The organism is Campylobacter volucris (genome assembly GCF_008245045.1).
GTDB classification, from domain to species: domain Bacteria; phylum Campylobacterota; class Campylobacteria; order Campylobacterales; family Campylobacteraceae; genus Campylobacter_D; species Campylobacter_D volucris.
Genome location: NZ_CP043428.1, coordinates 82,231 through 108,789, shown reverse-complemented (window position 1 = coordinate 108,789; position 26,559 = coordinate 82,231). Strand labels below are relative to the sequence as shown.

General features: G+C 29.3%; 29 protein-coding genes and 2 tRNA genes. 10 read left to right on the top strand and 21 right to left on the bottom strand.

Annotated features, from left to right (window positions below):
* Positions 1–7: 7 nt before the first annotated feature.
* Positions 8–84, bottom strand: a tRNA-Met gene (locus CVOLT_RS00665).
* 133 nt (positions 85–217) lie between these two features.
* Between CVOLT_RS00665 and CVOLT_RS00660 the strand changes: the two genes are divergently transcribed.
* A complete protein-coding gene (locus CVOLT_RS00660; protein WP_039664984.1) occupies positions 218–868 on the top strand; it encodes a putative metalloprotease CJM1_0395 family protein in 651 nt (216 codons plus the stop codon).
* On the opposite strand, the gene CVOLT_RS00655 is transcribed toward CVOLT_RS00660, so the two are convergent.
* Positions 869–956: transfer RNA gene (locus CVOLT_RS00655), tRNA-Ser, on the bottom strand.
* 96 nt (positions 957–1,052) lie between these two features.
* Between CVOLT_RS00655 and CVOLT_RS00650 the strand changes: the two genes are divergently transcribed.
* Complete coding sequence (locus tag CVOLT_RS00650; RefSeq protein WP_039664983.1) at positions 1,053–1,862, top strand: hypothetical protein; 810 nt, start codon at positions 1,053–1,055, stop codon at positions 1,860–1,862.
* Here CVOLT_RS00650 and CVOLT_RS00645 read toward each other — a convergent pair.
* Both CVOLT_RS00645 and mutY read right to left on the bottom strand, forming a co-directional pair.
* Positions 1,846–2,703 (bottom strand): radical SAM/SPASM domain-containing protein, encoded by an 858-nt coding sequence (locus tag CVOLT_RS00645; RefSeq protein WP_039664982.1) that lies wholly within the window; start codon positions 2,701–2,703, stop codon positions 1,846–1,848. The two genes, CVOLT_RS00650 and CVOLT_RS00645, sit on opposite strands and share 17 nt — an antisense overlap.
* Positions 2,693–3,721, bottom strand: a complete 1,029-nt coding sequence (gene mutY, locus CVOLT_RS00640; RefSeq protein ID WP_039664981.1) for an A/G-specific adenine glycosylase — start codon at positions 3,719–3,721, stop codon at positions 2,693–2,695. The genes CVOLT_RS00645 and mutY overlap by 11 nt, the downstream gene beginning before the upstream one ends.
* Positions 3,722–3,809: 88 nt before the next feature.
* On the opposite strand from mutY, the gene CVOLT_RS00635 reads away from it, so the two are divergent.
* The 6 genes from CVOLT_RS00635 (at position 3,810) to CVOLT_RS00610 (ending at position 8,008) form a co-directional block, all read left to right on the top strand.
* Positions 3,810–4,556, top strand: a complete 747-nt coding sequence (locus CVOLT_RS00635) for an SIMPL domain-containing protein (protein ID WP_039664980.1) — start codon at positions 3,810–3,812, stop codon at positions 4,554–4,556.
* Positions 4,557–4,620: 64 nt separating this feature from the next.
* Entirely contained in the window at positions 4,621–5,025 is a 405-nt protein-coding gene (locus tag CVOLT_RS00630; RefSeq protein ID WP_132038067.1) for a DUF1104 domain-containing protein, read from the top strand.
* Position 5,026: 1 nt separating this feature from the next.
* On the top strand, positions 5,027–5,701 hold the full coding sequence (locus tag CVOLT_RS00625; RefSeq protein ID WP_039664978.1) for a response regulator transcription factor: 675 nt from the start codon (positions 5,027–5,029) through the stop codon (positions 5,699–5,701).
* 1 nt (position 5,702) lies between these two features.
* A complete protein-coding gene (locus CVOLT_RS00620) occupies positions 5,703–6,998 on the top strand; it encodes a sensor histidine kinase (RefSeq protein ID WP_039664977.1) in 1,296 nt (431 codons plus the stop codon).
* The gene (gene ung / locus CVOLT_RS00615; RefSeq protein WP_039664976.1) at positions 6,992–7,693 is read left to right on the top strand and encodes a uracil-DNA glycosylase; all 702 of its coding nucleotides are present in this window, start codon (positions 6,992–6,994) and stop codon (positions 7,691–7,693) included. Before CVOLT_RS00620 ends, ung begins: the two co-directional genes overlap by 7 nt.
* A gap of 48 nt (positions 7,694–7,741) precedes the next feature.
* The gene (locus CVOLT_RS00610; RefSeq protein WP_039664975.1) at positions 7,742–8,008 is read left to right on the top strand and encodes a TFIIB-type zinc ribbon-containing protein; all 267 of its coding nucleotides are present in this window, start codon (positions 7,742–7,744) and stop codon (positions 8,006–8,008) included.
* A gap of 17 nt (positions 8,009–8,025) precedes the next feature.
* Here CVOLT_RS00610 and CVOLT_RS00605 read toward each other — a convergent pair whose 3' ends face one another.
* Both CVOLT_RS00605 and CVOLT_RS00600 read right to left on the bottom strand, forming a co-directional pair.
* A complete protein-coding gene (locus CVOLT_RS00605) occupies positions 8,026–8,853 on the bottom strand; it encodes an NHL repeat-containing protein (RefSeq protein ID WP_039664974.1) in 828 nt (275 codons plus the stop codon).
* Positions 8,854–8,921: 68 nt separating this feature from the next.
* Positions 8,922–9,800: a helix-turn-helix domain-containing protein gene (locus CVOLT_RS00600; protein WP_052243139.1), complete on the bottom strand. Its 879-nt coding sequence runs from the start codon at positions 9,798–9,800 to the stop codon at positions 8,922–8,924.
* A 118-nt stretch (positions 9,801–9,918) separates the two neighbouring features.
* Here CVOLT_RS00600 and CVOLT_RS00595 point away from each other — a divergent pair, with 118 nt between their 5' ends.
* The gene (locus CVOLT_RS00595; RefSeq protein WP_039664973.1) at positions 9,919–10,458 is read left to right on the top strand and encodes a superoxide dismutase (Cu/Zn); all 540 of its coding nucleotides are present in this window, start codon (positions 9,919–9,921) and stop codon (positions 10,456–10,458) included.
* A gap of 18 nt (positions 10,459–10,476) precedes the next feature.
* On the opposite strand, the gene CVOLT_RS00590 is transcribed toward CVOLT_RS00595, so the two are convergent.
* The 12 genes from CVOLT_RS00590 to CVOLT_RS00535 are packed head-to-tail and all read right to left on the bottom strand — an operon-like array spanning position 10,477 to position 20,506.
* The gene (locus CVOLT_RS00590; RefSeq protein WP_039664972.1) at positions 10,477–11,001 is read right to left on the bottom strand and encodes a flagellar FLiS export co-chaperone; all 525 of its coding nucleotides are present in this window, start codon (positions 10,999–11,001) and stop codon (positions 10,477–10,479) included.
* Between the two features lie 42 nt (positions 11,002–11,043).
* Positions 11,044–11,637, bottom strand: a complete 594-nt coding sequence (locus CVOLT_RS00585) for an ABC-type transport auxiliary lipoprotein family protein (RefSeq protein WP_039664971.1) — start codon at positions 11,635–11,637, stop codon at positions 11,044–11,046.
* A gap of 1 nt (position 11,638) precedes the next feature.
* On the bottom strand, positions 11,639–12,466 hold the full coding sequence (locus tag CVOLT_RS00580) for an MlaD family protein (RefSeq protein WP_039664970.1): 828 nt from the start codon (positions 12,464–12,466) through the stop codon (positions 11,639–11,641).
* Complete coding sequence (locus CVOLT_RS00575) at positions 12,466–13,188, bottom strand: ABC transporter ATP-binding protein (RefSeq protein ID WP_039664969.1); 723 nt, start codon at positions 13,186–13,188, stop codon at positions 12,466–12,468. The genes CVOLT_RS00580 and CVOLT_RS00575 overlap by 1 nt, the downstream gene beginning before the upstream one ends.
* Positions 13,185–14,291 carry an ABC transporter permease gene (locus CVOLT_RS00570; RefSeq protein WP_039664968.1) on the bottom strand — a complete coding sequence of 369 codons (1,107 nt, stop codon included), beginning with the start codon at positions 14,289–14,291 and terminating at the stop codon, positions 13,185–13,187. Before CVOLT_RS00570 ends, CVOLT_RS00575 begins: the two co-directional genes overlap by 4 nt.
* Complete coding sequence (tkt, locus tag CVOLT_RS00565) at positions 14,281–16,209, bottom strand: transketolase (RefSeq protein WP_084059192.1); 1,929 nt, start codon at positions 16,207–16,209, stop codon at positions 14,281–14,283. The genes CVOLT_RS00570 and tkt overlap by 11 nt, the downstream gene beginning before the upstream one ends.
* Before the next feature lie 15 nt (positions 16,210–16,224).
* A complete protein-coding gene (locus tag CVOLT_RS00560; protein WP_039666214.1) occupies positions 16,225–17,064 on the bottom strand; it encodes a geranyl diphosphate synthase / farnesyl diphosphate synthase in 840 nt (279 codons plus the stop codon).
* Entirely contained in the window at positions 17,064–18,143 is a 1,080-nt protein-coding gene (locus CVOLT_RS00555; RefSeq protein WP_039664967.1) for a DUF7488 domain-containing protein, read from the bottom strand. Before CVOLT_RS00555 ends, CVOLT_RS00560 begins: the two co-directional genes overlap by 1 nt.
* Positions 18,140–18,445 (bottom strand): YbaB/EbfC family nucleoid-associated protein, encoded by a 306-nt coding sequence (locus tag CVOLT_RS00550; RefSeq protein ID WP_039664966.1) that lies wholly within the window; start codon positions 18,443–18,445, stop codon positions 18,140–18,142. The genes CVOLT_RS00555 and CVOLT_RS00550 overlap by 4 nt, the downstream gene beginning before the upstream one ends.
* Positions 18,446–19,729 carry a UDP-N-acetylmuramoyl-L-alanyl-D-glutamate--2,6-diaminopimelate ligase gene (locus CVOLT_RS00545; protein WP_039664965.1) on the bottom strand — a complete coding sequence of 428 codons (1,284 nt, stop codon included), beginning with the start codon at positions 19,727–19,729 and terminating at the stop codon, positions 18,446–18,448.
* On the bottom strand, positions 19,726–20,250 hold the full coding sequence (locus tag CVOLT_RS00540) for a hypothetical protein (RefSeq protein WP_039664964.1): 525 nt from the start codon (positions 20,248–20,250) through the stop codon (positions 19,726–19,728). The genes CVOLT_RS00545 and CVOLT_RS00540 overlap by 4 nt, the downstream gene beginning before the upstream one ends.
* A complete protein-coding gene (locus CVOLT_RS00535) occupies positions 20,237–20,506 on the bottom strand; it encodes a NifU family protein (protein WP_039666213.1) in 270 nt (89 codons plus the stop codon). Before CVOLT_RS00535 ends, CVOLT_RS00540 begins: the two co-directional genes overlap by 14 nt.
* A gap of 189 nt (positions 20,507–20,695) precedes the next feature.
* Between CVOLT_RS00535 and CVOLT_RS00530 the strand changes: the two genes are divergently transcribed.
* Positions 20,696–21,520 carry a CPBP family intramembrane glutamic endopeptidase gene (locus tag CVOLT_RS00530; RefSeq protein ID WP_039664963.1) on the top strand — a complete coding sequence of 275 codons (825 nt, stop codon included), beginning with the start codon at positions 20,696–20,698 and terminating at the stop codon, positions 21,518–21,520.
* A gap of 84 nt (positions 21,521–21,604) precedes the next feature.
* On the opposite strand, the gene CVOLT_RS00525 is transcribed toward CVOLT_RS00530, so the two are convergent.
* The 3 genes from CVOLT_RS00525 to CVOLT_RS08180 form a co-directional block, all read right to left on the bottom strand.
* Positions 21,605–22,618 carry a RelA/SpoT domain-containing protein gene (locus tag CVOLT_RS00525; protein WP_039664962.1) on the bottom strand — a complete coding sequence of 338 codons (1,014 nt, stop codon included), beginning with the start codon at positions 22,616–22,618 and terminating at the stop codon, positions 21,605–21,607.
* Between the two features lie 203 nt (positions 22,619–22,821).
* The gene (flgE, locus tag CVOLT_RS00520; protein ID WP_039664961.1) at positions 22,822–25,305 is read right to left on the bottom strand and encodes a flagellar hook protein FlgE; all 2,484 of its coding nucleotides are present in this window, start codon (positions 25,303–25,305) and stop codon (positions 22,822–22,824) included.
* Positions 25,306–25,542: 237 nt separating this feature from the next.
* Positions 25,543–26,184, bottom strand: coding sequence for a methyl-accepting chemotaxis protein (locus CVOLT_RS08180; RefSeq protein ID WP_417903406.1), 642 nt, complete (start codon positions 26,182–26,184; stop codon positions 25,543–25,545).
* Positions 26,185–26,559: the final 375 nt, after the last annotated feature.

Below are 26,559 nucleotides of genomic sequence, written 5' to 3'. Positions count from 1 at the left end.
AGTAGTATGGTGTCAAGGGGGAGACTTGAACTCCCGACCTCCGGCTTATGAGACCAGCGCTCTAACCAGCTGAGCTACCCTGACTTTTTGAAGTTAAAATAAGGTAAAATTATACTTTATTTTGCTTAACATTTAATAAAAATTTTTTATACGCTTTTATGATATTTTTATATTTTTTGTGCTAAAAATATAAATTAAAATTTTAAGAAAGTTTTCTATGCAAGTTAGTTCTAACTATAATAACTCCTTTTACTTTCAACAAAATTACCACAAAGATAAAGAAGAAAATAAAGATTTTGAATTTTCAACCGAAAAATCACAAGAAAACACTCAAACAAAAGACAAAGAAAAAAAAGAAGAAGAGAAAGAAAATACTCAAAAAGTTAATGGTAAAGATTTAACCGAAGAACAAGTTAGACAAGTAAGAGAACTTGAAAAAATTGATAGAGAAGTAAGAGCCCATGAAGCAGCTCACCAAGCAGCAGGTGGAGCCTTAGCAGGAGCTGCTAGCTATGGTTATACTAGAGGACCTGATAATAGGATGTATGCAGTCGAAGGTGAAGTGCCAATTAGAATGCAAAAAGGCAATACTCCTGAAGAAACTATAGCTAATGCAATGCAAGTCATAGCTGCAGCAATGGCACCTACTGATCCTAGCCCACAAGATTATAAAGTTGCAGCAAATGCAATGCAAATGCAAAATGATGCTCGTATGGAGCAAGCTAAATTAAAAGCACAAGAATTAAAAGAAAAAAACGAAGAAAACAAAGAAGAGTCTAACAAAAATTCAGATCCAAAAGCCATCAAAGCTTACACTCAAAGCACTACAGATAATTCTTTAGGAAATCAATACAATAAAAGCATTTAGTGGCAGAGAGGAAGGGATTTGAACCCTCGGTAAGTTTCCCTACACACGCGTTCCAGGCGTGCTCCTTCGACCGCTCGGACACCTCTCTAAAAAATGAAATTATAACTTAATTTTAAATTTAAAGCAAAAAATAATTTATATTATGCATAATATAAATTGCAAAATAAAATAGAAAGTATAAAAAATGATTAAAATTATTTTTATGGTATTGAGTTTATTGTATTTTTCTTATGCCAAAGATACAAATTCTACACAAATAAATGGCCAAGCATATGGCTTAACAGAAGATGAAGCGATAAAAAATGCCATAGATCAAGCACTAGAAAACAAAGGCTTTTCAAAACTTCATAATTTTGAATTTTATTTTGATGAAAATTTTGACATTGGTTATAATCAAGACATAAATTCAAGTAGCAATGGAAATTTTAATAGCTATGAAATTCAAGAATTAACCCGAGTTAATCCTTCACAATTTTATGCCAAAGTGCTAGTTTATAAAAAATTAGACATTGAGACTAGTTTTATTAAAAATGAATCTATCATTGTGATTAACACTCAAAAAGATATTTTATCTATCAAATTTGAGCAAGAATTTTTAAATTTATTATTACAAGAGAAAAAATTTAAAATTATCGATAGAACTGATGTAGAAAGTTACGAAAATGAAGAAGATATTTTAAAAAAAGACAATAAAAATATAGAATTAATAAAACTTTATGCTGATTTAGAAGCTGATTTTTTGCTTATACTCACTCCTAAAATCACAAATACACAAAGTGAAGATTCTATGCAAATTTATGAAGTTGATATTAATTATGAATTAATAGATTGCAAAAATCAGCAAGTAAAACTTTCTAATCAATTAAATTTCACTATGACTTCTACAAGCACACTTAGCAAACAAAGAGCTTTTAAAAACATAGCAAAAAAAATTGTCGATGATATATCTAAAAATTCCAATTCTTTTCAAAAACAATCTAGTCAAAATTTTTAGTTTGTAAAAATGAACATCTTTTGCAAAGTTCAGCTTTTAAAATGCCTTGTTTAAAATTTTCTTTTAAATCTAAATACAAAGAAGAATGAAGTAATGTTTTAAAATCTTGCTCAAAACAATTTCCAAGTTTAATATCTGCTTTAACATCTAAACAACACGGCACCAAATTTCCATCACTTAAAATAGCAATTTGTTTATTTAGTGCATAGCAAGTTCCATTAGCTCTAATGATTTTATCTTTTAAAGATGGCCATTTAAAAAGCCTTGCTTGGTGCAAAATGATATATCTTGCTAAACGATTTTTTTCCTTACGAGTTTGAATTTTTACCCCAAAATACTTTTGTAAAAACTCATAAATGATATGATTTTGCATAGGTGCTTGAAAGTTTTTGTCTAAATTCCAAAGTCTTAAGTTGATAAAAAATGATTTTTGTTCTTGTTGGTGTAAAAAAATTAATTTTAAAATATTCTCAAAATACCTATCAAGGCTTATTTTATTTTGAGCTAAAAATGCACCTAAAGAAATATTTATTTGATGGATATTTTTTGTATTTAAAAGCATATTAATGTTTTTATCATCAAAATAAAATCCACTCGTAGTAAGCTCTATTTGCATTTTATATTTTAAAGCAATATCTAAATAAGCCTGTAAATTCTTGTGCATTAAAGGATCACCTAAAACATGAAAAGTATATAATTTCGCCATACCTTGCACACTTTTGCATATATGTTCAAATTTTTCAAGCTCCATGCTTTTTCTTTGCCCTTTTTTGCTTGGACAAAAATCACATTTTAAACCACAAACATCACTTAATTCTATATAAATTTTTTCAAAGCGCATGTATATACTTTTTATAAATTTCTAAAGTTTTTAAAGCTAATTTTGACAATGCTAAATTAGACAATTGTTCATAAGTAAAAAGTTCTTCATCTTTAATTTCAAAAGAATCATCTTGCACAAAAAACACCTTTGCTGTGATTTTGTATTTAGTATAAGAATGCTTGAATTTGCCTATATAAATAGCATTTTTGTGATTTTTAAGCTCTAAAAAATTATACATATTAAAATACAGCTTTTGTTTGCTTTTTTGAAGGATAAATTGATTGTTCTTCAATACCACATATAAAGATAAATCCAAATTTTCATAAGCTATTTTTTTCTTTATAGTGTATTTTTCATAATCAAATTTTGCCCCACAAAATTCAAACAAAGGGCATATTTGACATTTTGCATTCTTTGGCAAACACACTAATGCTCCTATGTCTAGTAAAGCTTGATTATGCTCAAAAGAATTAGAATGATTTAAAAATTCTTTAGCCTTTTGAAACAAAAGCTTTAAAGAAGCATTTTCTAGCTTATAAAATCTACTCAATACCCTTTTGATATTTGCATCCACAAAAGCTTCATTTTGCAAAAAACCAAAACAAGCAATCGCTCCAGCACTATATGCGCCAATCCCGGGAAGTTTTTGTAAATCTTGCACATTGCTAGGCAACATAGAATTAAATTCTTTAACACAAATTTTTGCACTTTTGTGTAAATTTCTAGCCCTTGTATAATACCCTAAACCTTGCCAAACTTTTAAAACCTCATCTTCACTTGCATTAGCTAGTTTTACTAAAGAATCAAATTGATTTAAAAATTGAAAATAATAATTTTGCAAAACACTTTTAACCTGAGTTTGCTGAAGCATTATCTCGCTTATATATACTCCATAAGCAGGGTGGATATTTTTTAATTTATCTAAATGCTCTTTGCTAGCATGAATTTTAAATTTTTCATGCAAAGTTCTCCATGGAAGAGCTTTTCTTCCATTATTTTCATACCATTTTAAAATGCTTTGATGAATTTGTTCCATGTGTAATTTATTTTCTAAATTTTTAAAGTATTATACAAAAAGCTTTGTGTTAAAATATAAAATAATTTTTAAATTTTAAGGATACAAAATGAAAAGTTTTTTTAAAGGACTTGGTCTTGGGCTGCTATGCTTGGTGCTTTTTATATTAGGAGTGGTATTTAATACTGAATTTTTAGGCTTGAAAAATCAAAATTTCAATACTTTACAATTTACAAGAGATATCAAAGTGTATGATGAAATCGTGCCTAATATTTATAGAGCAAATTTAACCTTTAGTTCAAGCAATGAATTAAGCCAAAAAAGCTCTATTAATCAAGAAAATAAAACTCTCATTGCAAATACTTTTAAAGAACTTAGTGCCCGTATAGCTAAAGAAAATTTTTGCAAAGGTGGAAGCTATAACCTAGAGCCAAATTACACTTACAATCAAGAAGAAAAAAAGATAAATGGTTATAATTTATACTCTAATTTTACATGCAGTATCTCTAAAGAAAAAATCAAAGATTATGAAATTCTTAGCAAAGATTTAGAAAATATTGTTGCTAATAATCCTTTAATAATTTTGCAAAATCAAGCCTTGCAAGCTAGTTTTGATGAAAAAACTTTAGATGAAAATAAAGAAAAATTATACGATTTAGCTCTTAAAAAAGCCTATGAAAAAAATGATTATTATTCTAAAACCTTATCTAAAATATGTTCTATAAAAAATATCAATTTTGATACAAACCAAGCAAGATTAATGAGTGCGGATGTAGCTTATGATAATTTAGTTTTACCTATAATGCAAAATGAAAAACAAGAATTAAAAGCCAAAGTTATTTTTGAGTGCAAATAAATTTCATATTCGCTTTATTTTTGACAATTATAATTTGCTAAATTTTTTTAAAAAAGGAGAAAAAATGAAAAAATTTGTAGGATTATTATTAGCTAGTTCTTTATCTATAAGCTTAGCATTTGGAGCTGATTTTTCTAAAAAAAGCGATGAAGAAATTTTAAATTTAGCAAAAAGTGTTAAAAGCGAAGATCAAGCAGATTTGATCATTGAAGCTAAAAAAAGAATGAATGAAATGAAATACAAAGATGCTATAAATTTTCATAGTAAATTTCAAACCAATCTTCACGAAAACATTTCAAAACTTTCACCAAAAGAAAGACAACAAAGAAAAGCTATAGTTCAAAAAGATATGATGGAATTAACCGATAAAATGAGTGGTAAAGAAATCAGAGAATTAAATTTACACCATAAAAAATCATCATCTTATAATCATAAAAATTCAAACCACGATCATTGCTCAATGAAATAAAATGCCTAATAAAATTTTACTTTTAGAAGATGATTTGAGTTTAAATGAAATCATCAAAGATGCTTTAGAAGAAGAAAATTTTAAAGTCTTTTGTGTATATGATGCACAAGAGGCTTTAGATAAAGCTTATGAAGAAAATTTTGATCTTTGGATATTTGATGTTAAAGTTCCAAAAGGAAATGGTTTTGATGTTTTAAAGCAACTAAGACAAAGTTCTAAAAATACACCTGCCATTTTTCTCACATCATTGTCTATGCTTGATAATGTCAAAGAAGGGTTTTTGGCAGGTTGTGATGATTATATCAAAAAGCCTTTTGATATAGATGAGTTGATTTTAAGAATTAAAAATATACTAAAAAGACAATTTAATTATCAAAATGATGACATCATTTTACTTAACAATGAAAAAAATATATATTTTAACTTAATAGACAAAACTTTATATGAAAACAATCGCATTGTAAATCTTACCAACAAAGAAAAAGATCTTTTAGCCTTACTTTTAAAACACAGACCTAATTTTGTAAATTTAGATGTGATTTTTAAAGAAATTTGGAATTTTGATGAAGAGCCTATCATCATGAGTCTTAGAGTATATATCAAAAATCTAAGAAAAATACTAGGAAAAGAAAGCATTATTAACCAAAGAAACATAGGCTATGCTTTAAAAATTTAGTATGAAAAATTTTAATCTTACCATTTTTAAAATTCTAGCTCTTTATATCATCACTAGTGGGATATTTTTAAGTATTTTTTTTAGCATTTTTTATCAAAAAGAAGCAAACTACATCCGCTTAAGTCAGCTTACTTCTATGTATGCTCATTATAATTATATATTGCAAAATATCTTAGAAGCAAAATACAACAATACTCCATTAAATGATGAAAATTTAAAGTCTATATCTAAAGAATTAAACACCAATTTCGCACTCATTGCAAATCAAAATATCATTTTTAGTAATCTTTCTTTTGATAGCTTAACCATACTTAAGCAACTACGCAAAAACAATTATTTTTACACATATAATGATAAAATTTTTATTGATTTTTTCAGAGCTAAGGACATCGATATAGATCAAGATGATGCAAGAAAATCAAGGCATTATTTTAAATTTTTAAAACACCAAAAAATTTATATCATCATAGAATCAGATGATTTAAAATCCTATCAATTTCAAACCAAACCTAGTGAATATAACAATCTTAACACCATGGACTTTAAAAATGAAATTTGGAAGTTAAAATTACAAATTATATTTTATGCAATCATTGGCATTATTTTACTCACTATCATAGCTTATAGCCTAATACGACTTGTGTTTAAAAATATACAAGATCAATTTAATGCTTTAAATGATTTTATCAAAGACACAACACACGAAATCAACACTCCACTTAGTGTAATCTTAGCAAGTATAAAAAAATTTGATGATACTAATTTAACCCAAGCTAATATCAAAAAACTAAACCATATCAAACTTGCAAGTAAAAATATTAATCATATTTATCAAAATTTAATAGCTTTAAATTTTTATATACAAGAAAACAACACAAAAGAAAAAATCAATCTCAAAGAGCTAATAGAGCAAAGATTAGAGTATTTTGAAGCATTGTTTAGCCAAAAAAATCTATCTATCAAAACAGAATTTACAAAACAATACATCTATGTCAATAAAGACGAAATGCAAATTTTATTTGACAATCTTTTAAATAATGCCATAAAATATAGTTTTAATAATAAAAATATCTATATCACATTAAAAGAAAATTTTCTAAGTATAGAAGATGAAGGTCAGGGTATGAATGAACAAATTCTAAAACAAATTTTTACTAGATATAAAAGGTTTAATAGCGATCAAGGAGGATTTGGCATAGGATTAAATCTTGTAAAACAAATTGCTGATAAAAATCATTTTAAAATCAAAGTTTTAAGCGAAGAAAATAAAGGGAGTAAATTTATAATTTCATGGTAAAAAATTTACAAATTGACATCAACAAAATCAATATCAATGAAGATTGGAAAGAATTTTTAAAAGATGAGTTTTTAAAACCTTATTTTGCAAATATAAAATACAACTATATCCAAGCTTTACAAAGAAATGAAATCATATATCCGCCAAGCAATTTAATTTTTAATGCTTTTAATTTAACTCCTTTGAAAGATTTAAAAATCATTCTTTTAGGGCAAGATCCTTACCATGGAAAAGATCAAGCCATGGGGCTTAGTTTTAGTGTGCCATTTGGAGTAAAAACCCCACCTTCTTTAATAAATATCTATAAAGAACTTTTTAATGATTTAAACATACCCATAGCAAATCATGGAAATTTAAGCAAATGGGCAAAACAAGGAATTTTACTTTTAAACTCTATACTAAGTGTTCAAGCTAACAAACCTGCCTCTCATGCAAATTTTGGTTGGCAAGAATTTAGCGATAATATCATCTTAAAACTTAGTAAAGAAAGACAAAATTTAATATTTTTGCTTTGGGGAAATTACGCAAAAAGTAAAAAAAATCTCATAGATCAAAGCAAACATTTTGTATTAGAAGCAGCTCATCCTTCTCCTTTAGCAAGAGGTGCTTTTTTTGGTTCTAAGCATTTTTCAAAGTCAAATGAAATTTTGAAAAAACTTGGCAAAACGCCTATTGATTGGGATTTAAACCTTTAATTTACTTTTAAAGTATATACTTTTTTAAATTTAATATTAAGGAAAAATATGAATTGCCCAGCTTGTGAAAATACAGCTTTATTAATGAGCGAAAGAAATGGAGTTGAAATTGATTATTGTCCAAAATGCCGTGGTGTTTGGCTTGATCGTGGTGAACTTGATAAAATCATAGAAAGAAATAGCTCTCAAGCTCCATCTCAAAGCCAATCTTACAGCCAACCAAATTACAACAACCAAGCACATTATAACCATCATAACAATGGCTATAAATACAAGAAAAAAGAAAGTTGGCTTGGAGAATTATTTGACTTTTAAGCTTTAAAACTTAAAAGTTACAGCTTTACTCTTATAATAGCATTTTCAGCCATTTTAGGCACCCATAAATACTCACCATCAAAAAACATATCAGCAGGACCTTTGATAAAAGGCAGATCTAGTTTTTCTTCTTTATTATTTTTTAATACATACACATAACCTTGCAAGTTTTTACCCCAACTTGAAACTAAAATATTTTGATCTTTATCCATTACAATGCCATCAAATTGCTCTATTTTATCGCTTAAGTTTTGAATTTGTTTGGTATTTATATCAACACTTATGATTTTACCACCCATTTTATCACTTGGATCATATCCTGAAATAAACAATTTATCCTTATAAACTAAAAGTCCATTTGGGCCACCATATGAAGGATCTAATTGTATAAATTCTTCATATTTGTTCTCTTTTAAAAACACCTTATATACTAAACCTGTTCCTGTATCGCTAATGAGTAAAATATCATCATTTAACACAGCTATATCATTTAAAAACACTGCATTTTTAATTGGCAATTTAAAAACTTCTTTATTATCTTTAAATCCATAAACCACATCAATATCTACAACATACAAAATATCTTTAATTTTAGACATTCCTTTGGGAGCATTTAAATTTGATATAAATTTTAATTGCAAGATTACTCCATTTTTATCAAGCTTAGATATAAAACCATCATTATCCTTAGCCAAAGGATTTAGCTCTTTTCCTAAATTAGATACATAAATTTCATTTTTATCTACATAAATACTTTCAGGATGAGCAAATCCTTTTACTTCTTTGATATCTAAAGCATTAGCACCACACAACAACACAAAACTTAAAAAAATACTTTTTTTCATAAATGTTACCTTTGTAATAATTTTTATATAAAAATTATAATTAAAAAAGAATTTTAATTCTATAATTTTTAAGATAAAAAATATAATTTTTTTGATTTTTGCTCTTGTTTTGGAGTGATGCCATATCTTTTTTTATATCTTGCTATAAACCAAGCTGGAGAATTAAATCCTAGCTCCAAACAAATTTGAGTTACATTTTTTGTAGAAAATTCAAGTAAAAATTTAGCTTTTTCAAAACGCTTATTATCAAGCCATTCTTTAGCACTTATTCCAAAACTTTGTTTAAAATTTCGACTAAAACTTGCTATATCCATCTTACTAAATTTGGCCATTTGAGCTACGCTTTCAAATTCATCCTTGCAATAAGAAAAAATTTTATACAAATCCAAACTAAAACCATTTAAAATTTCTTTTATAAATGCTAAAAATTCATCATTATCTTCACTATATAGCAAAGACAAAAACAACTCTTCTAATTTTAATTTCAAAAGAATTTCATTATTTTTCTGTTTGTTTTCAATATATATTAATAAAGACAAAAAAGCATTTTTTACCAAAATATCTGTCTTGATAGCAAAAAAACTTTTGGATTTTTTAATGGTAATGATTTTTTGTATAAATTCTTTATATTTATGAATAAATTCTATCAAAACACTTTCTTTAAAAGAAAAAATTATCGACTGATACATCATAGTATCATCTAAATAATCTCTAATAGAAAAAGAATTTTTTGTAAAAAATACCACTTCATTTTCTTTAATATCTACATGATTATCATGAGTGTAAATTTTCTTATGACCTTTTATAATAAAAACTAAAGTATAATCTTCAAAAAATACTTCTTGATTTTTACTAATATGATTTTTTTCATATTTGCATAATGTAAATAAAGAAGTTTGCAAACAATTTTTGCCGATATTTTTTAAATCTTTTGGAAAAACTAACATCTGTATCTTTTTTATAAGTTTTTTGATTTTTAAATGCAATATACTATCATAAAAATATAATTTTTCATTAACCATATTTGCTAAAATTTAACAACTTAAAATCACACAAGGAGAAAAAATGAAAAAAATTATTTTAGGTTCATTGTTAGCATCAAGCTTTTTAATTGGGGCAAATTTAGAAACTTTTGACCCAAAAGCACAAAAGGATCATTTAGTAATCAAAATGCAAATTCTTGATAAAGATGCAAACAAAGATGCTGGAGAAGTAGTAGCTGTGCAAACAAAATATGGTGTTGCATTTTATCCAAATCTTAAAGGTTTAGAGAGTGGAATTCATGGTTTTCATGTGCATGAAAATGCTGATTGTGGAGCAACTGAAAAAGGTCTTGGTATGAAAGCTGGAGGACATTGGGATCCTAATAAAACCGGAGCTCATTCTACTCCTTGGGATGATAAAGGGCATAAAGGTGATTTACCACCACTTTATGTAGAAAAAGATGGCACAGCGATCAATCCTGTTTTAGCACCAAAAATCAAAAAACTTAGTGAGTTAAAAAATCACGCTTTAATGATACATTTTGGTGGTGATAATCATAGCGATCACCCAGCAGCACTTGGCGGTGGCGGAGCTAGAATGGCTTGTGGAGTTATAAACTAAAGGCTTAAGCCTTTAGTCTTATTTAAAGATTTTTTTAAAGTCAAAGTTATTTTGTGAATCAAAATCCATTCCACCAAAGCTTTGGCTTGGACTATAAGCTGCAATAGCCAATGCAAGCTCGCAAAGCAAAGAAGCGATCTCTTCTCTTTTGTCTTCTATATATGCTTTCATTCCTTCATAATCACTATTTTCTAAAATTTTAATAGGATTATAAATTTCAAAAGCAAAAGATTTACTACCAACATGGACATTATAATTATTATCAAATAAAGCATTTCCTAAAAATGAACAATTATCTACTATTTTTACACTTTCACTAGCGATTAAAACTTTATCTTGGACATCTTCATAGTTTTTATCTTCTAATAAATTTGAAATTTTTTTCAAAGAAGAATCCAAAATTTGCAAAGCACCGACAAAATCATTTGCATCAGTGATATCTTCACTAAATTTTTGCGTTTGATGCTTTAAACTAGCTCCATCTAAATTAGCATTAGCTGCTTGCCCTAAATGCTTTTGTAGCATTTCTAATTCATCTATCATAATACACCTTCCTTGTTATTGCTATAACAAAAAAAGCATTTTTTATTCCAAAATTTGACCCATCCAAGTGTTTAGTTCTTGATTAAATTGAGCAAAAATTTCATTATAAGCTTTCATTAGTAATTCAGGCTCACTCTCATCAAGCTTTTTTTCATAGTAAAAATATTTACTCGCAACAATGCTTTTATCATTCATATTAATCAAAGTCAAACTTATACCAAATTTTGCAATAGATTCTTCATTATTGATAAAATCTTGCTCTAATATACTTACTTTACTTTCTAAGATAAAATCTGCCTTAGCTAAACTATCTTGATTTAAAATGGCTTTAAAGATTTTTGCATTTTCCAAACTTGTTTCTAAAAAATTTTTAATTAGCAAATTTAAACTATCTTGCCAAAAATGATACGCATAAGTATTAACTATGCCATCTTTTTTATAAAAAATTTCATTTGTATATACTAATCCTTTAGGTAAAGCCACCATAATATTAGCATCTTTTTGCACATTTGCCATAGTAACATTATGCTCTAAAGATATGGAAAAATATCTTGCAAAAGGTAAAGTTTGGCTTGGACTTACCACAGAACAAGCACTAAAAAACAAAGCCATAAAAAGCAAAAATATTTTTTTCATATCATTCTCCTGGAGCATATTTGATAGTTTGATCTTTATAAAGCAAATTAGAAGGATTTTGCTTTAATTTGTTTGTTAATTGAGTAAAGTCTAAAAGTAAAATTCTTAAAATTTCTAAATTATCATTTAGCAATATCTTACTTTTTTGAAATTCTTCAAGCTGCGTGTTTGCTTGCTTTAAAAATAAAGAAAATTGATCTGAACTTTGAGCAATTTTTGAAGAAGCATTGTGGATACTTGCAAAAAGTTTAGGAGCATTTTGGTTTAACTTTTGTGCTAATTCAGATGAATTTTGCAATAAATTTTCAAAATTTTGTAAATTTTTATCGCTTAAAAGAACTTCTAATTTAACTTTAGTGCTATCAATTAAATCTAAAATATTTTCAGTTTGTTTATCAAGACTTGCAAAAAAACTTTCTTTAGATTTTATGATAGGATATTTACCATCAGTTGCTTTTAAAATAGGTGCTTTTTCACTACCCCCTGAAAGTTGGATAAATTTAAATCCTGTTATACCTTGGATTTGCAAACTTGCATGAGTGTCGGTTTTGATGATTAAATGAGAATCAAGTTGAACTAAAATTTTTACTCTAAATTTTGATCCTTTAGTATCTATGCTGATATTTTCAACACTACCCACATCCACACCTAAAAATTTAACCGGAGCTTTAATGCTAAGTCCAGCTACAGATTCTTCCATAAAAATTTCATAATAAGAAAAAGTCTTTTCATCTTTTAAGCTTCCATACCATGCTAGAAAAAACAAACTTATAAAAAACAACACACTAACAAAAATACCTATAAGTATATAATTTGCTCTATTTTCCATTACTGCATAAACCTTTTATATAATCTCTCATTTTGCTCTTTTAATTCTTCAACACTTCCTAAAAATCCAACTTGTTTATCTTCTATAATCAAAAATCTATCCAAAACATTTTTCATACTTTCTTTATCATGAGTTACTAGCACTACACATAGATTAAAGCTTTGTTTTAAATTTAAAAGCAACTCATCAAATTCTCTTGAGCTATAAGGATCAAGCCCTGATGTAGGTTCATCTAAAAATAGCAACTTAGAATCAAGTGCTAAGGCCCTTGCTATAGCTACTCTTTTTTTCATACCACCACTTATTTCACTAGGATAAAGCTTAGCTGAACTTTCATCAAGTCCTACCATTTTTAATTTCATCATAGCTATTTCTTTGATATCACTTTTGCTTAAATTTGTGTATTCGTTTAAAGGTATGCTGATATTTTCAAGTATATTAAAAAAACTAAACAACGCCCCATATTGAAAAACAACGCCCCATTGCTTTTGCAAAAACAAAGCATCTTCATCACTAATACCTCGTAACCTTTTGCCCAAAATTTCATATTCTCCATCATCAAAATGCTCAAGCAAAAGCATTTGTCTTAAAAGAACTGATTTTCCACTTCCACTACCGCCTAAAACTCCAAAAATTTCATTATCTTTTATGCTAAAGTTGATATTTTTATGAACACATTTTGCACCAAAATAAGTACTAATGCCCCTAGCTTTTATAATCAAATTCCAGCCTTTGTTAAAAATACAGAAAAAATCGCATCAAAAGCTATCACCCAAAATATAGCATTCACAACGCTTTTTGTAGTATAAACTCCTATACTTTCGGTTGTTTTTTGCACAAAAAATCCTCTAAAACAGGCTATAGAAGCGATTAAAAATCCAAACACAGGTGCTTTTACTAGCCCTATGATGATGTGCTTTAACTCCACAGCTTCTCTAAAACGGCTCATAAATTCAGCCGCTGTGATTTCTAAACTCATCCAAGCAACTATCACTCCACCCAAGACACTTAAAATATCTGCTATTATAACCACAAAAGGCATAGCCAAAGTCAAAGCCAAAACCCTAGGTAAAATGATAAATTCACTCTCTTTAAAGCCCATAGTCTTCATAGCATCAATTTCATCTGTAAGTTTCATCACTCCAATTTGGGCTGTATATGAACTTGCACTTCTACCAGCTATGACTATAGCACTTATTAATGGAGCTAGCTCTCTAGTAGCAGAAATTCCCATTAAATCAACTATATAGATATTAGCTCCAAATTGTGCAAGTTGATACGCAGCCTGATAAGCTAACACTACACCCACAAGCAAAGAAGTCAGCATAATGATAGGTAAAGCATTTATAGCGCTATTTTCTACATGATACAAAAAAGCTCTAAAGCGTAATCTACGAATATCTAGCAAAGTGTTAAAACAAGTTGCGATGATTAAACCTATAAAATTTAAAAATTGGACTAAAATTTCAAAAGAAAAAACAACCTTTTCTCCTAAAATTTCAAAAAAATCTTTTAGTTTATTTTTTTTAATTTCTTGATTATCTAAAGGTTTGTAGTATTTTTCACAAAGAGCAAAAAGGGTTGCGTGTTGGGCTTTTAAATTTCTTTTTTCGACTTGATAGCCTTTTTGTTTTAAATTTTGTTCTAAAGCTAAAAAATACCTTATCCCAGCACTATCGATAAATTCTAAATTAGCAAAATCAAAAATAATACATTTACTTTGTTCAAAATTTAAATTTTTAGCTTTTAAAACGTTTTCTTTGTCCCAATTTCCAACAATACTAAAGATACATTCTTTAGTATTGTTAAGTTTTTTAATTTCCATTAGCTAAACTTAAAACATAAGAGCTTAATTTTTCCTCACTAAATCCAAAATGCTCAAATACATCTTTATCCTTACCGCTTTCCCCAAAACTCTCTATACCATAAACCTCATCGCAAAATCTATAAAGTTCATTTGAATTTGCAGCTTCTACACCTATAACCTTACCTTGTAAAATTCTATCTTTATAAACCTTTTCTTGTTTGACAAACAATTCATAACAAGGCATAGATACTACATTAACACTCACGCCTTTTTCTTTTAAAATTTTTGCTGTTTTTAAGCATAATGCTACTTCACTACCGCTTGCTAAAAGTGTGAATTTTGCATTTGTATTTTCTTCTAGCAAATATGCTCCATTTTCAACATCTCCAAAAATTGGCTCACTTAAAGCGCTTAACTTTTGACGCGACAACACAAAAACACTAGGCATATTAGTTTTAAGTGCGATTTGCCATGCTTTGACATTTTCAACCCCATCACCCACTCTAAAAGTCAATGAATTTGGCATAGCTCTAAAAGTGCTAAGCTGTTCTATAGGTTGATGAGTTGGGCCATCTTCGCCAACTCCTATGCTATCGTGAGTAAAAATAAAAAAGTGTTTTATCTTCATCAAAGCTGCTATTCTTGCTGCTGGTTTTAAATACTCGCTAAATATAAAAAATGTAGCACAAAATGGCAAAAACAAACCATATCTTGCAAAAGCATTAGATATAGCAGCCATCGCATGTTCTCTTATGCCAAAATGTATATTTTTACCATGTGGGAAATCTCCCATATCTTTAAGCTCTGTTTTGTTTGATGGTCCCAAATCCGCACTTCCGCCTAAAAATCCTGGTAAAGCCTTGGCAATTTCATTTAAAATAAGACCATTACTATCTCTAGTAGCTACATCTTTACCTTTAAAATCAGGAAAATTAATCTTGCTAAAATCAGGCTCTAATAATTCTTTTAACAATGCTTTTTTGCTTTCGTCTAAATTTTGCACCTTTTGATTCCACTTAGCTTGAGCTAAATCACCAACTTCAATCGCCCCGCTAAAATAAATTTTCACATCTTCAGCGACTTCAAATGTTTTTTGTGGATCAAAACCTAAAGCAGTTTTTGCTTTTTTTATAAGCTCTTCGCCTAAAGGCGCTCCATGAGAATGATGACTTCCTTCAAGCTCTAAAGCTCCTTTTGCTATCTTAGTGTGTGCTATAATAAGACAAGGCTTTTGACTTTGTTTAGCTGTTTTAAGTGCTAAATCAATTTGTTCAAAATCATGCCCATCTATCTCAAGCACTTCAAAATTTTGTGCTCTAAAACGCTCTTTAATATTTTCATCAAAAGCAATGCTTACATCACCTTCGATAGAGATGTTATTGCTATCATAAATGATGATTAGATTATCAAGTTTATGAAGTCCTGCTAAAGAACAAGCCTCATAAGAAATTCCTTCTTGTAAATCTCCATCACCACATAAACAATAAACCTTATGATTAATAATATCTTCGCCCAAAAGCAAACTTGCTTTTTTAGCCGCCATAGCAAAACCAACTGCATTTGCTACACCTTGTCCTAAAGGCCCTGTGGCTATTTCTACTCCTGGTGTGAAAATTTCTGGATGACCTGGGGTTTTAGAGTGTAATTGTCTGAAATTTTTTAAATCTTCTAAGCTTATATCATATCCACTCAAATGTAAAAAGCTATAAAGCAATGCACTAGCATGACCACCTGAAAAGACTAATCTGTCCCTATTTAACCAAGTTGGATCTTTTGGATTATGCACTAAATGTCTGCTTAAAACGCTCATGATATCAGCTAAACCCAAAGGTGCTCCTGGATGACCTGAATTTGCTTTTTGCACCATATCTGCACATAAAAACCTTAAAGTATCTGCTTGTTTTTGCAATATCGCTTTATCTTTTTGCTTATCCATTTTTTTCCTTTAATTTTATAAATACATTTGAATCATTTTTTTAAGCATTTGTGCTATGTCTATATCTAGTTGTTCTATTTGTTCTTGAGTCTTTTTTAACATCTCATCTTTTGTTTTTATGGCATTTTCTAATCCTAACAAATTCACAAAAGAATTTTTATTTACATCATTATGAGTTGGTTTACCTGCTTCTTTTGTGTCTAAAGTCACATCGATAATATCATCATTAATTTGAAAAATAAGCCCTAACTTTAATCCTATTTGGTATATTTTTTCACTATCTTCTTGGCTTAACTCACAAATTTCACAACCCATTTTTAAACTAGCTGCTATTAATCTTGCAGTTTTATGTATATGCAAAAATTCAACCTGCTCTAAATTTAAAGCTTTTCCTTCAAAATAACAATCAATAGCCTGACCTATTATCATACCATTAATTCCTGCATTAAAAGCTAAGGTTTGAACTAGTTTAACTTTTATCTCATCTTTTAAATTTAATCTTGAAAGTAGTAAAAAAGCTTCAGTATTTAGTGCATCTCCAACTAAAATAGCCGTAGTTTCATCGTATTTTTTATGCAAAGTTTGCTTACCCCTACGCAAAGACGCATCGTCCATAGCAGGTAAATCATCATGTATTAAAGAATAAGTATGTATAAATTCTATAGCCAAAGCTGCATCTAGTGCAGGTAAAAAAAGCTTTGGTGCTTTAGCTTCTACTATACCAAGTAAAAGTTGAGCCCTAAAGTGCTTTCCTCCAGCTTCTAACATCCACGCTAAAGCTTCATTAAAAAAAGGATGAAAGCTTTGGACTTTAGGAAAATTTTGCTCTAAGTGCTTTTTGAATTTTTCTAAGATCACTTAGTAAGCCTTATAAAAAAGTCAAAATATCCTTGTTTTATTTGCTCAAGTTCGTTATTTTGAGCTGATGGAATGCTAGTAGCTTTCCTTGAAACTAAAATATCAAAAGAACTTGCCCCTAAAAGAATATCTTTAAATTCATCCATATTTTTCATTTTTTGGTTATTTACTCTTAATATTTTATCGCCTTTTAAAAATCCAGCCATTTGAGCTTTTGAATTTGGAGTTACTTCTATAACATTCATCTTAGTATCTACGCGTAAGCCAAAATTAGAATAAAAAGAAGTCGGTTTGGGTGGCACTACTTTTTTTGGTTTTGCAAAAATTCCCAAATCTTTATCAAAAACAACAGTAGATATGTTTAAATCATCATTATCTCTTAATACATTAAAATACAAAGTGCTCCCACGATCAGCAAATAAAATTTTCTCATTTAACTTTCTTATATCATTATAATTTTGCCCATCAACACCTATAATCTCATCATTAAGTAAAAATTGTCCATTTTTACGCACATTTTTTACATAAATTCTACCATCGCGTATTTCAAAATCTACCCCGATATCTCCCCAATATACATCAGGATATTTCATAAAATGCTTTAAATAACGATTACCAATCAACTTACCATCATCTAAAGTGATACCTAGCATTTTACAACAAGGAGAATTCAACTCGCCTATTTTAGTAGTAAAATCAAGCTGATCACGCTCGGTTAAGCTTTGACCAAAATACTTCAAATGTCCTATGTAAGTTTGATTATCATCTAAAATTCCCACCCAGCTATTACGCGTAAGTTCTTCTTCATCGCCCATAGGAGCAGGGATTAAACTAAAATCTGTTTTCACTAAATACAAATTTAAAAATGGATCATATTTTGTATAATTGTTTAATTTTCCATTTTTTGTTTTTACCACTGCTAGGGTATTTTCATTTAAAGCAAAAGCAGGTAAGCCTTCATAAATTAGCATACTTGCTTTATTTTTTTGATAACACGCTAAAAAGTCATTAAAACTTGGTCTTGGGATAGCAAATAAAACCCCAACCAATGCAAAAAGACATACTACAATTTTCATAAAGCCCCCATCTTGCTAAATAAATTACTTGCCATTGATTTTTTATTTTGTTCTACCATTTTAAGCACATCATTTACCGCAGCGATTAATAAAATTTGCATAGATTCTTTATCTTCAAACAAAGATTCATCGATGTTAATATCGATGATTTCTCCTTTTCCATTAGCACTGACTTTTACAAGCCCACCACCGCTTTTTGCACTAAATTCTTGTTTTAAAGCTTCTTGCTCTAATTCATTTGCTTTTTCTTGAGCCTTAGTTAAAAGCTCGCCCATTTTTGAAAAGTCCATATTTTCAAACATTTATTTTCCTTCTTTTAATATTTGTAAAACTACTTCTTTATCATTAAAAGGATGTTTAACTCCTTTGATTTCTTGATAGTCTTCATCGCCTTTTCCTAAAATCACAACAAATTCATCATTTTTTTTAAGCTCTAAGGCTTTTTTTATAGCTTTTTTTCTATCACATTCTATAAACACGCTCTCATCTTGCTCTATACCGCTTAAAATATCATTTATTATGTCCATTGGTTCTTCAGAGCGTGGGTTATCACTTGTGATAATGAGCGTTTTAGCATAATGCTTTGCGATTTTTGCCATTAAAGGGCGTTTGCTTTTATCTCTATCTCCACCTGCTCCAAAAACTACGATTAAATCTTTATATCTTAAAGCATTAAGCACTTTTTCTATGCCATCAGGAGTATGAGCAAAATCCACTATCACTTCTTTAGCAACTACTTGCATTCTACCTTCTATACCACCAAAATTACTAATGGCTTTTTCAAGTTTTTTCAAATTTGGCTTTACGAGCTCATTCACACAAGCACTCGCTGCTAAAAGATTATAAAGATTAAAAATTCCCACCAAAGAAGACTCTATCATAAAATTTTCTTTGCCAAAATTTACCACCGCTTCTATGTCATTTTTTAAAGCATAAGCTTTTATATGATAATAGCTTGGATTTTCTATACCATAAGAAAAAGAATTTTTCACATTAAATTTAATAGCACTTGCGTCTTTGTTGATAAATTTCATACACTCATCAGTAAAAAAGCTTTCTTTTGCTTGTTTATAGTTTTCAAAACTTCCATGAAAGTCTAAGTGATCTTGAGTGAGATTGGTAAAAATTTTGGCTTTAAATTCAAGTCCTTCTATGCGATTTTGCACCAAAGCATGAGAACTTACTTCCATAATCAAAAATTCACATTTTTCTTTTGTAGCTAAAGATAAAAGCTCTAAAGTTTGTAAAATCGCAGCTGTGGTAAGCCCTTTTGGAGTGATTTTTTTATCATTGATAAAACTTCCCCTAGTGCCCATCAAAGCACATTTATATCCCAAATCAAGCAAAATAGAATATATAGCCCCCGCTGTAGTGGTTTTACCATTAGTTCCTGTTATACCGATGATTTTTATGTTTTTATCTATATTTAAAAGCTCATAGCATTGCTTTACATCGATTATTTTCGCACCTTTTTCTAAGGCACTAGGAGCAAATTTTTCATTTTGTGTGGTTTTTAAAAAATAGCATTCTTGTTTACATTCGTTAGAATTATCCGTGATAAAACCATCATTAATTTTTACAATCACAACAAGCCTTTTAGTTTTTCACTAAGTTTTATAAAACGATAGTTAGAGTAAAAATGCGCTCCAACATCTTCCATATAAGCTACAAGCATATCTTTATAACCATACTCTAAAAGCTTTTCTAAAAAATCCACAAAATCTTCTTTATCATTTATGATAAGCTTGTTTGAGATTATAACATTTTCTAAAGCGCGTTTAAATCCAAGCTCTTTTTCACTTAGCAAAAAGTCTTGATAACTCAAACCATCAAAATCTTCACTATCTTCCTCAAACTGCACACTTTGACTTAAATTTATAAGCTTTTCTAAATCCATATCTATTTTAGAATTTTTATAATTTTGCAAGAAAAATTCAAAAAATACAAAAGCTTCATCAGGACTTGTCAAAGCCAAATCACAAATATTTATAAAAGTAAGCAATCTTTTATTTTTACGCTTTTGATATGCTAGTGAGAAATAAGTCTTAGCGTTTTTAAAATCTTTGTTGTAAAAACATTCTATGGCTATTTTTTTATAATTTTGCAAATTCGCTTTCTCCACCTGCTAAATTTACTATGGTAATATCTGGATGTATATCGATTTTTAATTGCTTTTCTAAGCCGTATTTTAAAGTAGTGCCACTTGATGGACAACCATGACAAGCCCCTGTTAATTTCACATAAACTACGCCATTTTTTATCCCTAAAAGCTCAAGCCCACCACCATCGTTTTCTAAAATATGCATTGTTTTAGCTAGACTTGCTTTTACAGGTTCTATCAATTCTTCATCACTAAAAGGCATATTCATAAATTTTTCCTTTTATTTTTATTTTATCTTATTTGCCTTTAAAAAATGTAAATTTATACAAGGTGCAATTAAAATCTCATTTTACAAAAATACTCATTCACACAAGCTAAAAAGCTTAAATTTTTCATTTTTAGTTGTATTTTATATGAAAAATATATATTTAGTTGCAAAAAAGGTTTTAAAATGATTTCTTTATCTACTTATATTTTTTTAAGCATAGCTTTAGTCTTACTTTCTATAAATAAAATTAAACTAGCTTATACATCCTTAGCTATTTCTACTGTTTTAGCGTATTATTTTGGTATCATCGATACTACTTTTACCATCATTAGTATCATAGCTTTTATTTTAGCTTTGATATATCAGTATAAACGCTTTGTGGTTTTAGAACTAGCTTTGTTTGTATTTACTTTGGCTTTGTTTTTACATTTCATACCAGGCTTTAACAATACAAAAGTCCTAGATCAAGTCTATGCAAGTGCTCATAGTGCTCCTTTTACTTTGTATTTTAGTTTTGACAAGCCTTTGGGAGTGTTTATTTTATTTATACTTATGCCTTTTTTATTTTTCAATCAAACCTACACCAAAGCTTCTTTTTTCAAGTGGTTTTTGCTTTTTCTTAGTCCTTTTGTTTTATTGTGCATACCTTGGTATTTTGGAGTAATTCAATTTGAATTTGGCTTTCCTTGGTGGATAGGGTATTTTTTATTTTCTAATCTTTTATTAGTAGCCTTAGTCGAAGAAGCATACTTTAGAGGCTATCTTCAACAAAGATTAACACAATTTTTAAATCCAAATTTGGCTCTTATCTTAGCAAGTATAGCCTTTGGTTTGATGCATTATAAAAGTGGTATTTTAACCATCATATTTGCAAGCATAGCAGGGATCATATACGGCTTAGCTTTTAGATACAGCAAAAGTTTATGGGTAAGCGTATTGTTTCATTATGGTTTGAATTTAACTCATTTGGTGTTTTTTACTTATCCGTTTTATCTGAAAGGAAGTTAAGTGCGATTTCTCGCACTTAATTAAGCAATATTTTTGAAAAGATTCACTAGCTATATCGTGTGTTTTTGAAAAAACTTTATAAAATTATGAATTTTTTATAGCAGAAGATAATTTTTTTATAAATTCAGCACAATCTAAATAATAATTAGGATAAGCTTTTTTCAAAAGTTTAATTTTATCTAACGATATCAAAACCGCATCGATATTTTCTTGACTTTCATAGTAACGATACGCAACTTGAGCAAAGTCAAAATCATTTTTTTGAAAACCTTTTATTTTCAAACTATTATTTTTCAAATCAAGCAAAATTAAAAAATAATAATTATTTTTTTCTATGTTCTTTTCTATTTTTTTACTCGATATGGCTAAACTAGAAAGTATTTTGATGATATTATATTGCTTGTCAAGCTTTTGAATTTTTTCACTTATTTTTTTAATGTCTAATTTCTCATACTCTTTAATCACCACAACATTTTCAAGCATAGAAAACAAAGCACTGCATAATTTAAAAAATTCCTTAAAATACTCCTCTCCTTCTCCTTGCTTGAGCTTAGAATTTGTTTTCATTCCAAGCACCTCAACCGCCGTAGCCCAATAATGCTGCAATTGTGTCCGAATTTGCAATTCCAAACATCTTTTTGAAATATCTTTATATTCAAAAATTTGATGTATAGAGCGATACCCATCTAATTTTGGATTATTGATATAATCATTAGTCTTAATAAGAGTAAATTTTCTTCCACCTTTTAAATAAGTTTTTTCCATTATTTTTTGAAAAAAATACACTTGCTCTAAATTTTTAAAAACAACCCTTACACCTGCTATATCATTGATTCTATCAAGATTCATCGTGTCAAATCTTTTTAGCTTAAACACGATAGAATTTAATCTTTTCAATCTTCTAGCAACGATAGCGTCTAAATTATACTTTTTGAGTTTTTTATTGATAGCATTTACCATTCCAGTCATTATAGGAATGTGTATATTACGCCAAGAAGATACAACTTTATAATCATTTTCTGTAGCTTGATTTAGCCTTATATTTTCCCCAGCTTTTCTTACTTTTTTCTTGGTTATTAAAATATCATCTTCACTCATATCTAATCATACCTTATAAAATCTAAGCATTATACCATTAATTTTTATTTTCTTTTGTCGATATGAAATCATGCTACTCACTTCTTAGGCAAAAAAGAAGTGAGTTAGCAATAGATTGAAGGCTCAAGGCTATCAAGTATTACAAGGCTACCTCGATAACCTTGTAAAGCTTGACCCCAAGGCTTTAAAACCTTGGGTTAGAATTATTGTTTTAATTGCAATAGCGTATTTAAAAGCTGATCACTTGTAGTGATAGTTTTAGAGCTTGCTTGATATCCTCTTTGTATAACGATAAGCTGAGTTAATGAACGACTCAAATCCACATTCGACATCTCTATCGCAGAAGATTTCAATCCACCTCTACCGCCTTCTCCAGCGTGTCCTATTGTAGGAGTTCCTGAGTTTGCAGTAGCTTTAAAAAGGTTATTACCCATTTCTTCAAGACCCATATTATTTGGGAAAGATGCAAGTGCAACTTTAGCTAAAGCTAGAGTTTTACCATTTGTAAATTCTCCATACACATAGCCGTTTTCATCAGTTCTTAGTGCATCTGGCTTTAGATTACCCCCTGTGTAGCCATCTGTTTCTTGTTTGGTAGTGGCTGAGTCTTTATCATAGCTTGTTAAGCCATCAAAAGCTCCAGTTGTCCCAAAGTCTAGTTTTACTACTTGGTTTGGCCTTGAGCCGTTGTTTCCAGTGAAATTAATCACATTTGGAGTATAGCTTTGAAGTGAGCCATCGTTTCCAAATTTTAAATTTCCTACTACTATATTTCCAGGAGCACCATCTCCGCTAAAGTTTATCTCAGCAGGCTCAGGCACAGAGATGATGATAGACCATTCAGCACCACCATCAGCCGTTTTTGTTTCTTTAGTAAATTGCACGGTAAGTTCGTGTCTAGTTCCTAATGAGTCAAATATTTCTATACTAGCAGTATGCGCTGATAGATACATATCTTGAGAGAATTTTTCGTTATTTCCTGCATTGAAATTTCCATCTAAGGCGCTAAACATAGCAGTAAATTTATCATTCGTAGCTATTTTATCGGTTTCATTAGAATAGCCTGTAACTTTAAAAGTCATATCTTTACCACCAGTAGGATTTGTAATTTTAAATCTACCATCTTTTTCTACTACAACTTCCACTGCTGCATTAGCATCAGCATTTCCAGGAGCTCCATTAGGGTTATTGACACCATTTCCCCAGTTTTCTAATGTTCCATCTCCATCATAATCTACTCCATATCTAGCATCTCTTTGCATTAATTCTCTTAAATCTTCAGTAGTATGGAAAAATCTTTTACTATTCATATCAGGCATATTAGCTTCACCAGCATTTGCAGCATTAGGGTTAGGATTGTCTCCTATATCTACTCCATTTTTACTATAAATATACTCATGAGCAGTAACAACATTTACAGTGGTTTTAGCATTACCATTAGCATTACCATTATCTGTTCCCAACCATACATTTTCACCATTACCTATAGGAGTTAAAAGATTTCCACCATCTGTTACTCCACCAGTGTTTGCATTATTTTGACGAGTTGTAACTTGAACACCTGCTGTAGTAGTAGCATTTACTGTGATATTTAAATTTTTTGATTTAGCGGTTGTTCCTGTGCTATTGTCATTAGTAAAAGTAATTTGACCATTTACTATAGAAGCTACTACTCCAGTTTCGGCTGTCTTAGCATTGATAGCATTGATAAAAGTATCTTTACCTACACCTTCTGCTCTAATATTCACTCCATTAATATTAATATCCAACACAGCATTATGAGTTTGACCAGCTGCATCTTTAAAACCCCAAAAAGTATAAGTAGTATTATTAGCCATTTGAGCTTGTTCTGTAGGTAAATCTTGAGCTAAAGTTACATTAGAAGTATGTTTAGCATCAGCATAACTTACCCATATACCTTGACCATCTCTTAGGTTTAGTCCTTCTCCTTGGGCATTAAAAACTACTCCCATATCTACACCCTTTTCGGTTACTTGGGCTCCACTTTTAGAAGTAGTGTAAAATTCAGTATGACCTCTATCATTTTCATCTACAAGAGTTCCAGTATCTTCTCTTCTACCATGTTGAGAATCAAGAGCATAAATAGGGCGTTTAGCAGAAGCGTTTGAACCTAGGCTATTACCACTATCTAGGTTTGCTGTGAGTTTTACTATGGTGCTTTCTTTAGCTGGCATACTCATACCTGGTGGGATGACTATGTCTTCTACTGATTTAGAAGAGTCTATTTGGCCTGTTTCTTGATTATAATTCCACCCCTGAACTGTGTATCCGTTGTTATCTACGAAATTTCCTACTGCATCGGTTTTAAAGTCCCCTGCACGAGTAAAAAACTGAGTAGTTCCACCATCGTTTGATACGATGAAAAATCCATCTCCATTTATAGCTAAGTCTGTGTTTTTGTCTGTAGTTTGGATATTACCTTGTGAGTGGATTCTTGTAGTAGAATTTACACCTGCTCCAAGACCTACTTGCATAGGGTTTTTACCACCTAAGTCTCCATCTGGAGCTGTGGCTATCTTAGAAGTTTGACTCATAAGTGTTGAGAAATCCGCACGAGAATACTTAAAACCAAAAGTATTAACATTTGCGATGTTGTTACCTTCTACATCCATTGCGTATTGGTGTGCTTGAAGTCCTGAAACTCCAGCCCAAAGAGATCTCATCATAATTAAATCCTTTAAAAAATATTGTTTTGCGAATTTTATTCAAATTCTATTGCTTGCCAAGATAAAAGCAAGAAGTGTTCCAAAAATGAAGATATTTGTAATATAAATTATTTTTTTAATTTAATGTTATTTAATGAAAGATATGTATAAAATTTTTTCAAAAACACACGATATAGCTAGTGAATCTTTTCAAAAATATTGCTTAATTAAGCGTGAGAAATCACGCTTAACTTTATACTAACTTGATAGATTAGAAACTTCTTTTTGTAATTGCAAAAAATCATCTTTGATATACTTTGAAAATTCTTTTATATTGTGTGAATTTTGAAGGTTTTCATCTGCTAAAGCAACTATGTGATTGATGCTTTTTACTATAAAATTTAAATTTTCTTTAGTGATAGAGCTATGGGATATAATCTGTTCTATATTTTTAAAATTTTGATGGAATAATGTTTCAAAACTATCTATCTTTTCACTTGTGCTATTGCTTTCTAAAAGAAGATTTTCTACACTAGATTTACCAGAATTTAAACTTTCCTTGCTTTTATCTACATTTTGAGTGATAGATTTTACATTTAAATCAATATCTAAAAGAGAATTTTGGGTCGATTCTGCTAGTTTTCTAATCTCATCAGCCACCACAGCAAAACCCTTTCCATGCTCACCTGCACGAGCTGCTTCTATAGCTGCATTAAGTGATAAAAGATTGGTTTGATCGGCTATATTTCTTACAGCTTCTACTATTTTAGTGATAGATTGTGTATTAGAGTGTAAATCATCAAAATGTTTAATTAAGTCTGAATTTTGAGAAACTACTTTTTCGACTATGATTTTTACATTTTCCAATAATATTTTAATTTCCTGCGCTACTTCAAACATATTTTTTTGATTATTTTTTCCTGACAAAATATCTTTGATAAAATTATCTAGCAAAGCATTGCTTTGCATACTTTTATCTTGCGTAAGATCGATTAATTCTTTCATGGTTTTACTAGAATCAAACAAAGCATTTGAAATATCATCTAAACCTTTTATATTTTTTTCCATACAAGCACTTTTTTGAGTGATAATGATAAGAATATTTTTGATTTTTTGTTTGAATTTTTCTATCAAAGAAAGAATTTTTTCATTTTCTATACTTAGATAAGTATTGATTGTGCTTGTGGAATTCAAAGAAAGATTTCTCAACTCACTAGTAATAGTTTTAGTCATATCCACACCCCATTTTTTCTCATCTGCATCATGAAAAATTAA

Coding starts and splice junctions, on each gene's coding strand:
- CVOLT_RS00525 (WP_039664962.1), bottom strand. CDS start 22,618: ATGAGTGAAGATGATATTTTAATAACCAAGAAAAAAGTAAGAAAAGCT.
- CVOLT_RS00555 (WP_039664967.1), bottom strand. CDS start 18,143: ATGAAAATTGTAGTATGTCTTTTTGCATTGGTTGGGGTTTTATTTGCT.
- CVOLT_RS00530 (WP_039664963.1), top strand. CDS start 20,696: ATGATTTCTTTATCTACTTATATTTTTTTAAGCATAGCTTTAGTCTTA.
- CVOLT_RS00595 (WP_039664973.1), top strand. CDS start 9,919: ATGAAAAAAATTATTTTAGGTTCATTGTTAGCATCAAGCTTTTTAATT.
- CVOLT_RS00610 (WP_039664975.1), top strand. CDS start 7,742: ATGAATTGCCCAGCTTGTGAAAATACAGCTTTATTAATGAGCGAAAGA.
- mutY (WP_039664981.1), bottom strand. CDS start 3,721: ATGGAACAAATTCATCAAAGCATTTTAAAATGGTATGAAAATAATGGA.
- tkt (WP_084059192.1), bottom strand. CDS start 16,209: ATGGATAAGCAAAAAGATAAAGCGATATTGCAAAAACAAGCAGATACT.
- CVOLT_RS00580 (WP_039664970.1), bottom strand. CDS start 12,466: ATGGAAAATAGAGCAAATTATATACTTATAGGTATTTTTGTTAGTGTG.
- CVOLT_RS00625 (WP_039664978.1), top strand. CDS start 5,027: ATGCCTAATAAAATTTTACTTTTAGAAGATGATTTGAGTTTAAATGAA.
- CVOLT_RS00660 (WP_039664984.1), top strand. CDS start 218: ATGCAAGTTAGTTCTAACTATAATAACTCCTTTTACTTTCAACAAAAT.
- CVOLT_RS00590 (WP_039664972.1), bottom strand. CDS start 11,001: ATGATAGATGAATTAGAAATGCTACAAAAGCATTTAGGGCAAGCAGCT.
- CVOLT_RS00600 (WP_052243139.1), bottom strand. CDS start 9,800: ATGTTAGTTTTTCCAAAAGATTTAAAAAATATCGGCAAAAATTGTTTG.
- CVOLT_RS00535 (WP_039666213.1), bottom strand. CDS start 20,506: ATGCCTTTTAGTGATGAAGAATTGATAGAACCTGTAAAAGCAAGTCTA.
- ung (WP_039664976.1), top strand. CDS start 6,992: ATGGTAAAAAATTTACAAATTGACATCAACAAAATCAATATCAATGAA.
- flgE (WP_039664961.1), bottom strand. CDS start 25,305: ATGATGAGATCTCTTTGGGCTGGAGTTTCAGGACTTCAAGCACACCAA.
- CVOLT_RS00630 (WP_132038067.1), top strand. CDS start 4,621: ATGAAAAAATTTGTAGGATTATTATTAGCTAGTTCTTTATCTATAAGC.
- CVOLT_RS00645 (WP_039664982.1), bottom strand. CDS start 2,703: ATGCGCTTTGAAAAAATTTATATAGAATTAAGTGATGTTTGTGGTTTA.
- CVOLT_RS00585 (WP_039664971.1), bottom strand. CDS start 11,637: ATGAAAAAAATATTTTTGCTTTTTATGGCTTTGTTTTTTAGTGCTTGT.
- CVOLT_RS00650 (WP_039664983.1), top strand. CDS start 1,053: ATGATTAAAATTATTTTTATGGTATTGAGTTTATTGTATTTTTCTTAT.
- CVOLT_RS00570 (WP_039664968.1), bottom strand. CDS start 14,291: ATGGAAATTAAAAAACTTAACAATACTAAAGAATGTATCTTTAGTATT.
- CVOLT_RS00550 (WP_039664966.1), bottom strand. CDS start 18,445: ATGTTTGAAAATATGGACTTTTCAAAAATGGGCGAGCTTTTAACTAAG.
- CVOLT_RS00620 (WP_039664977.1), top strand. CDS start 5,703: ATGAAAAATTTTAATCTTACCATTTTTAAAATTCTAGCTCTTTATATC.
- CVOLT_RS00635 (WP_039664980.1), top strand. CDS start 3,810: ATGAAAAGTTTTTTTAAAGGACTTGGTCTTGGGCTGCTATGCTTGGTG.
- CVOLT_RS00605 (WP_039664974.1), bottom strand. CDS start 8,853: ATGAAAAAAAGTATTTTTTTAAGTTTTGTGTTGTTGTGTGGTGCTAAT.
- CVOLT_RS08180 (WP_417903406.1), bottom strand. CDS start 26,184: ATGTTTGAAGTAGCGCAGGAAATTAAAATATTATTGGAAAATGTAAAA.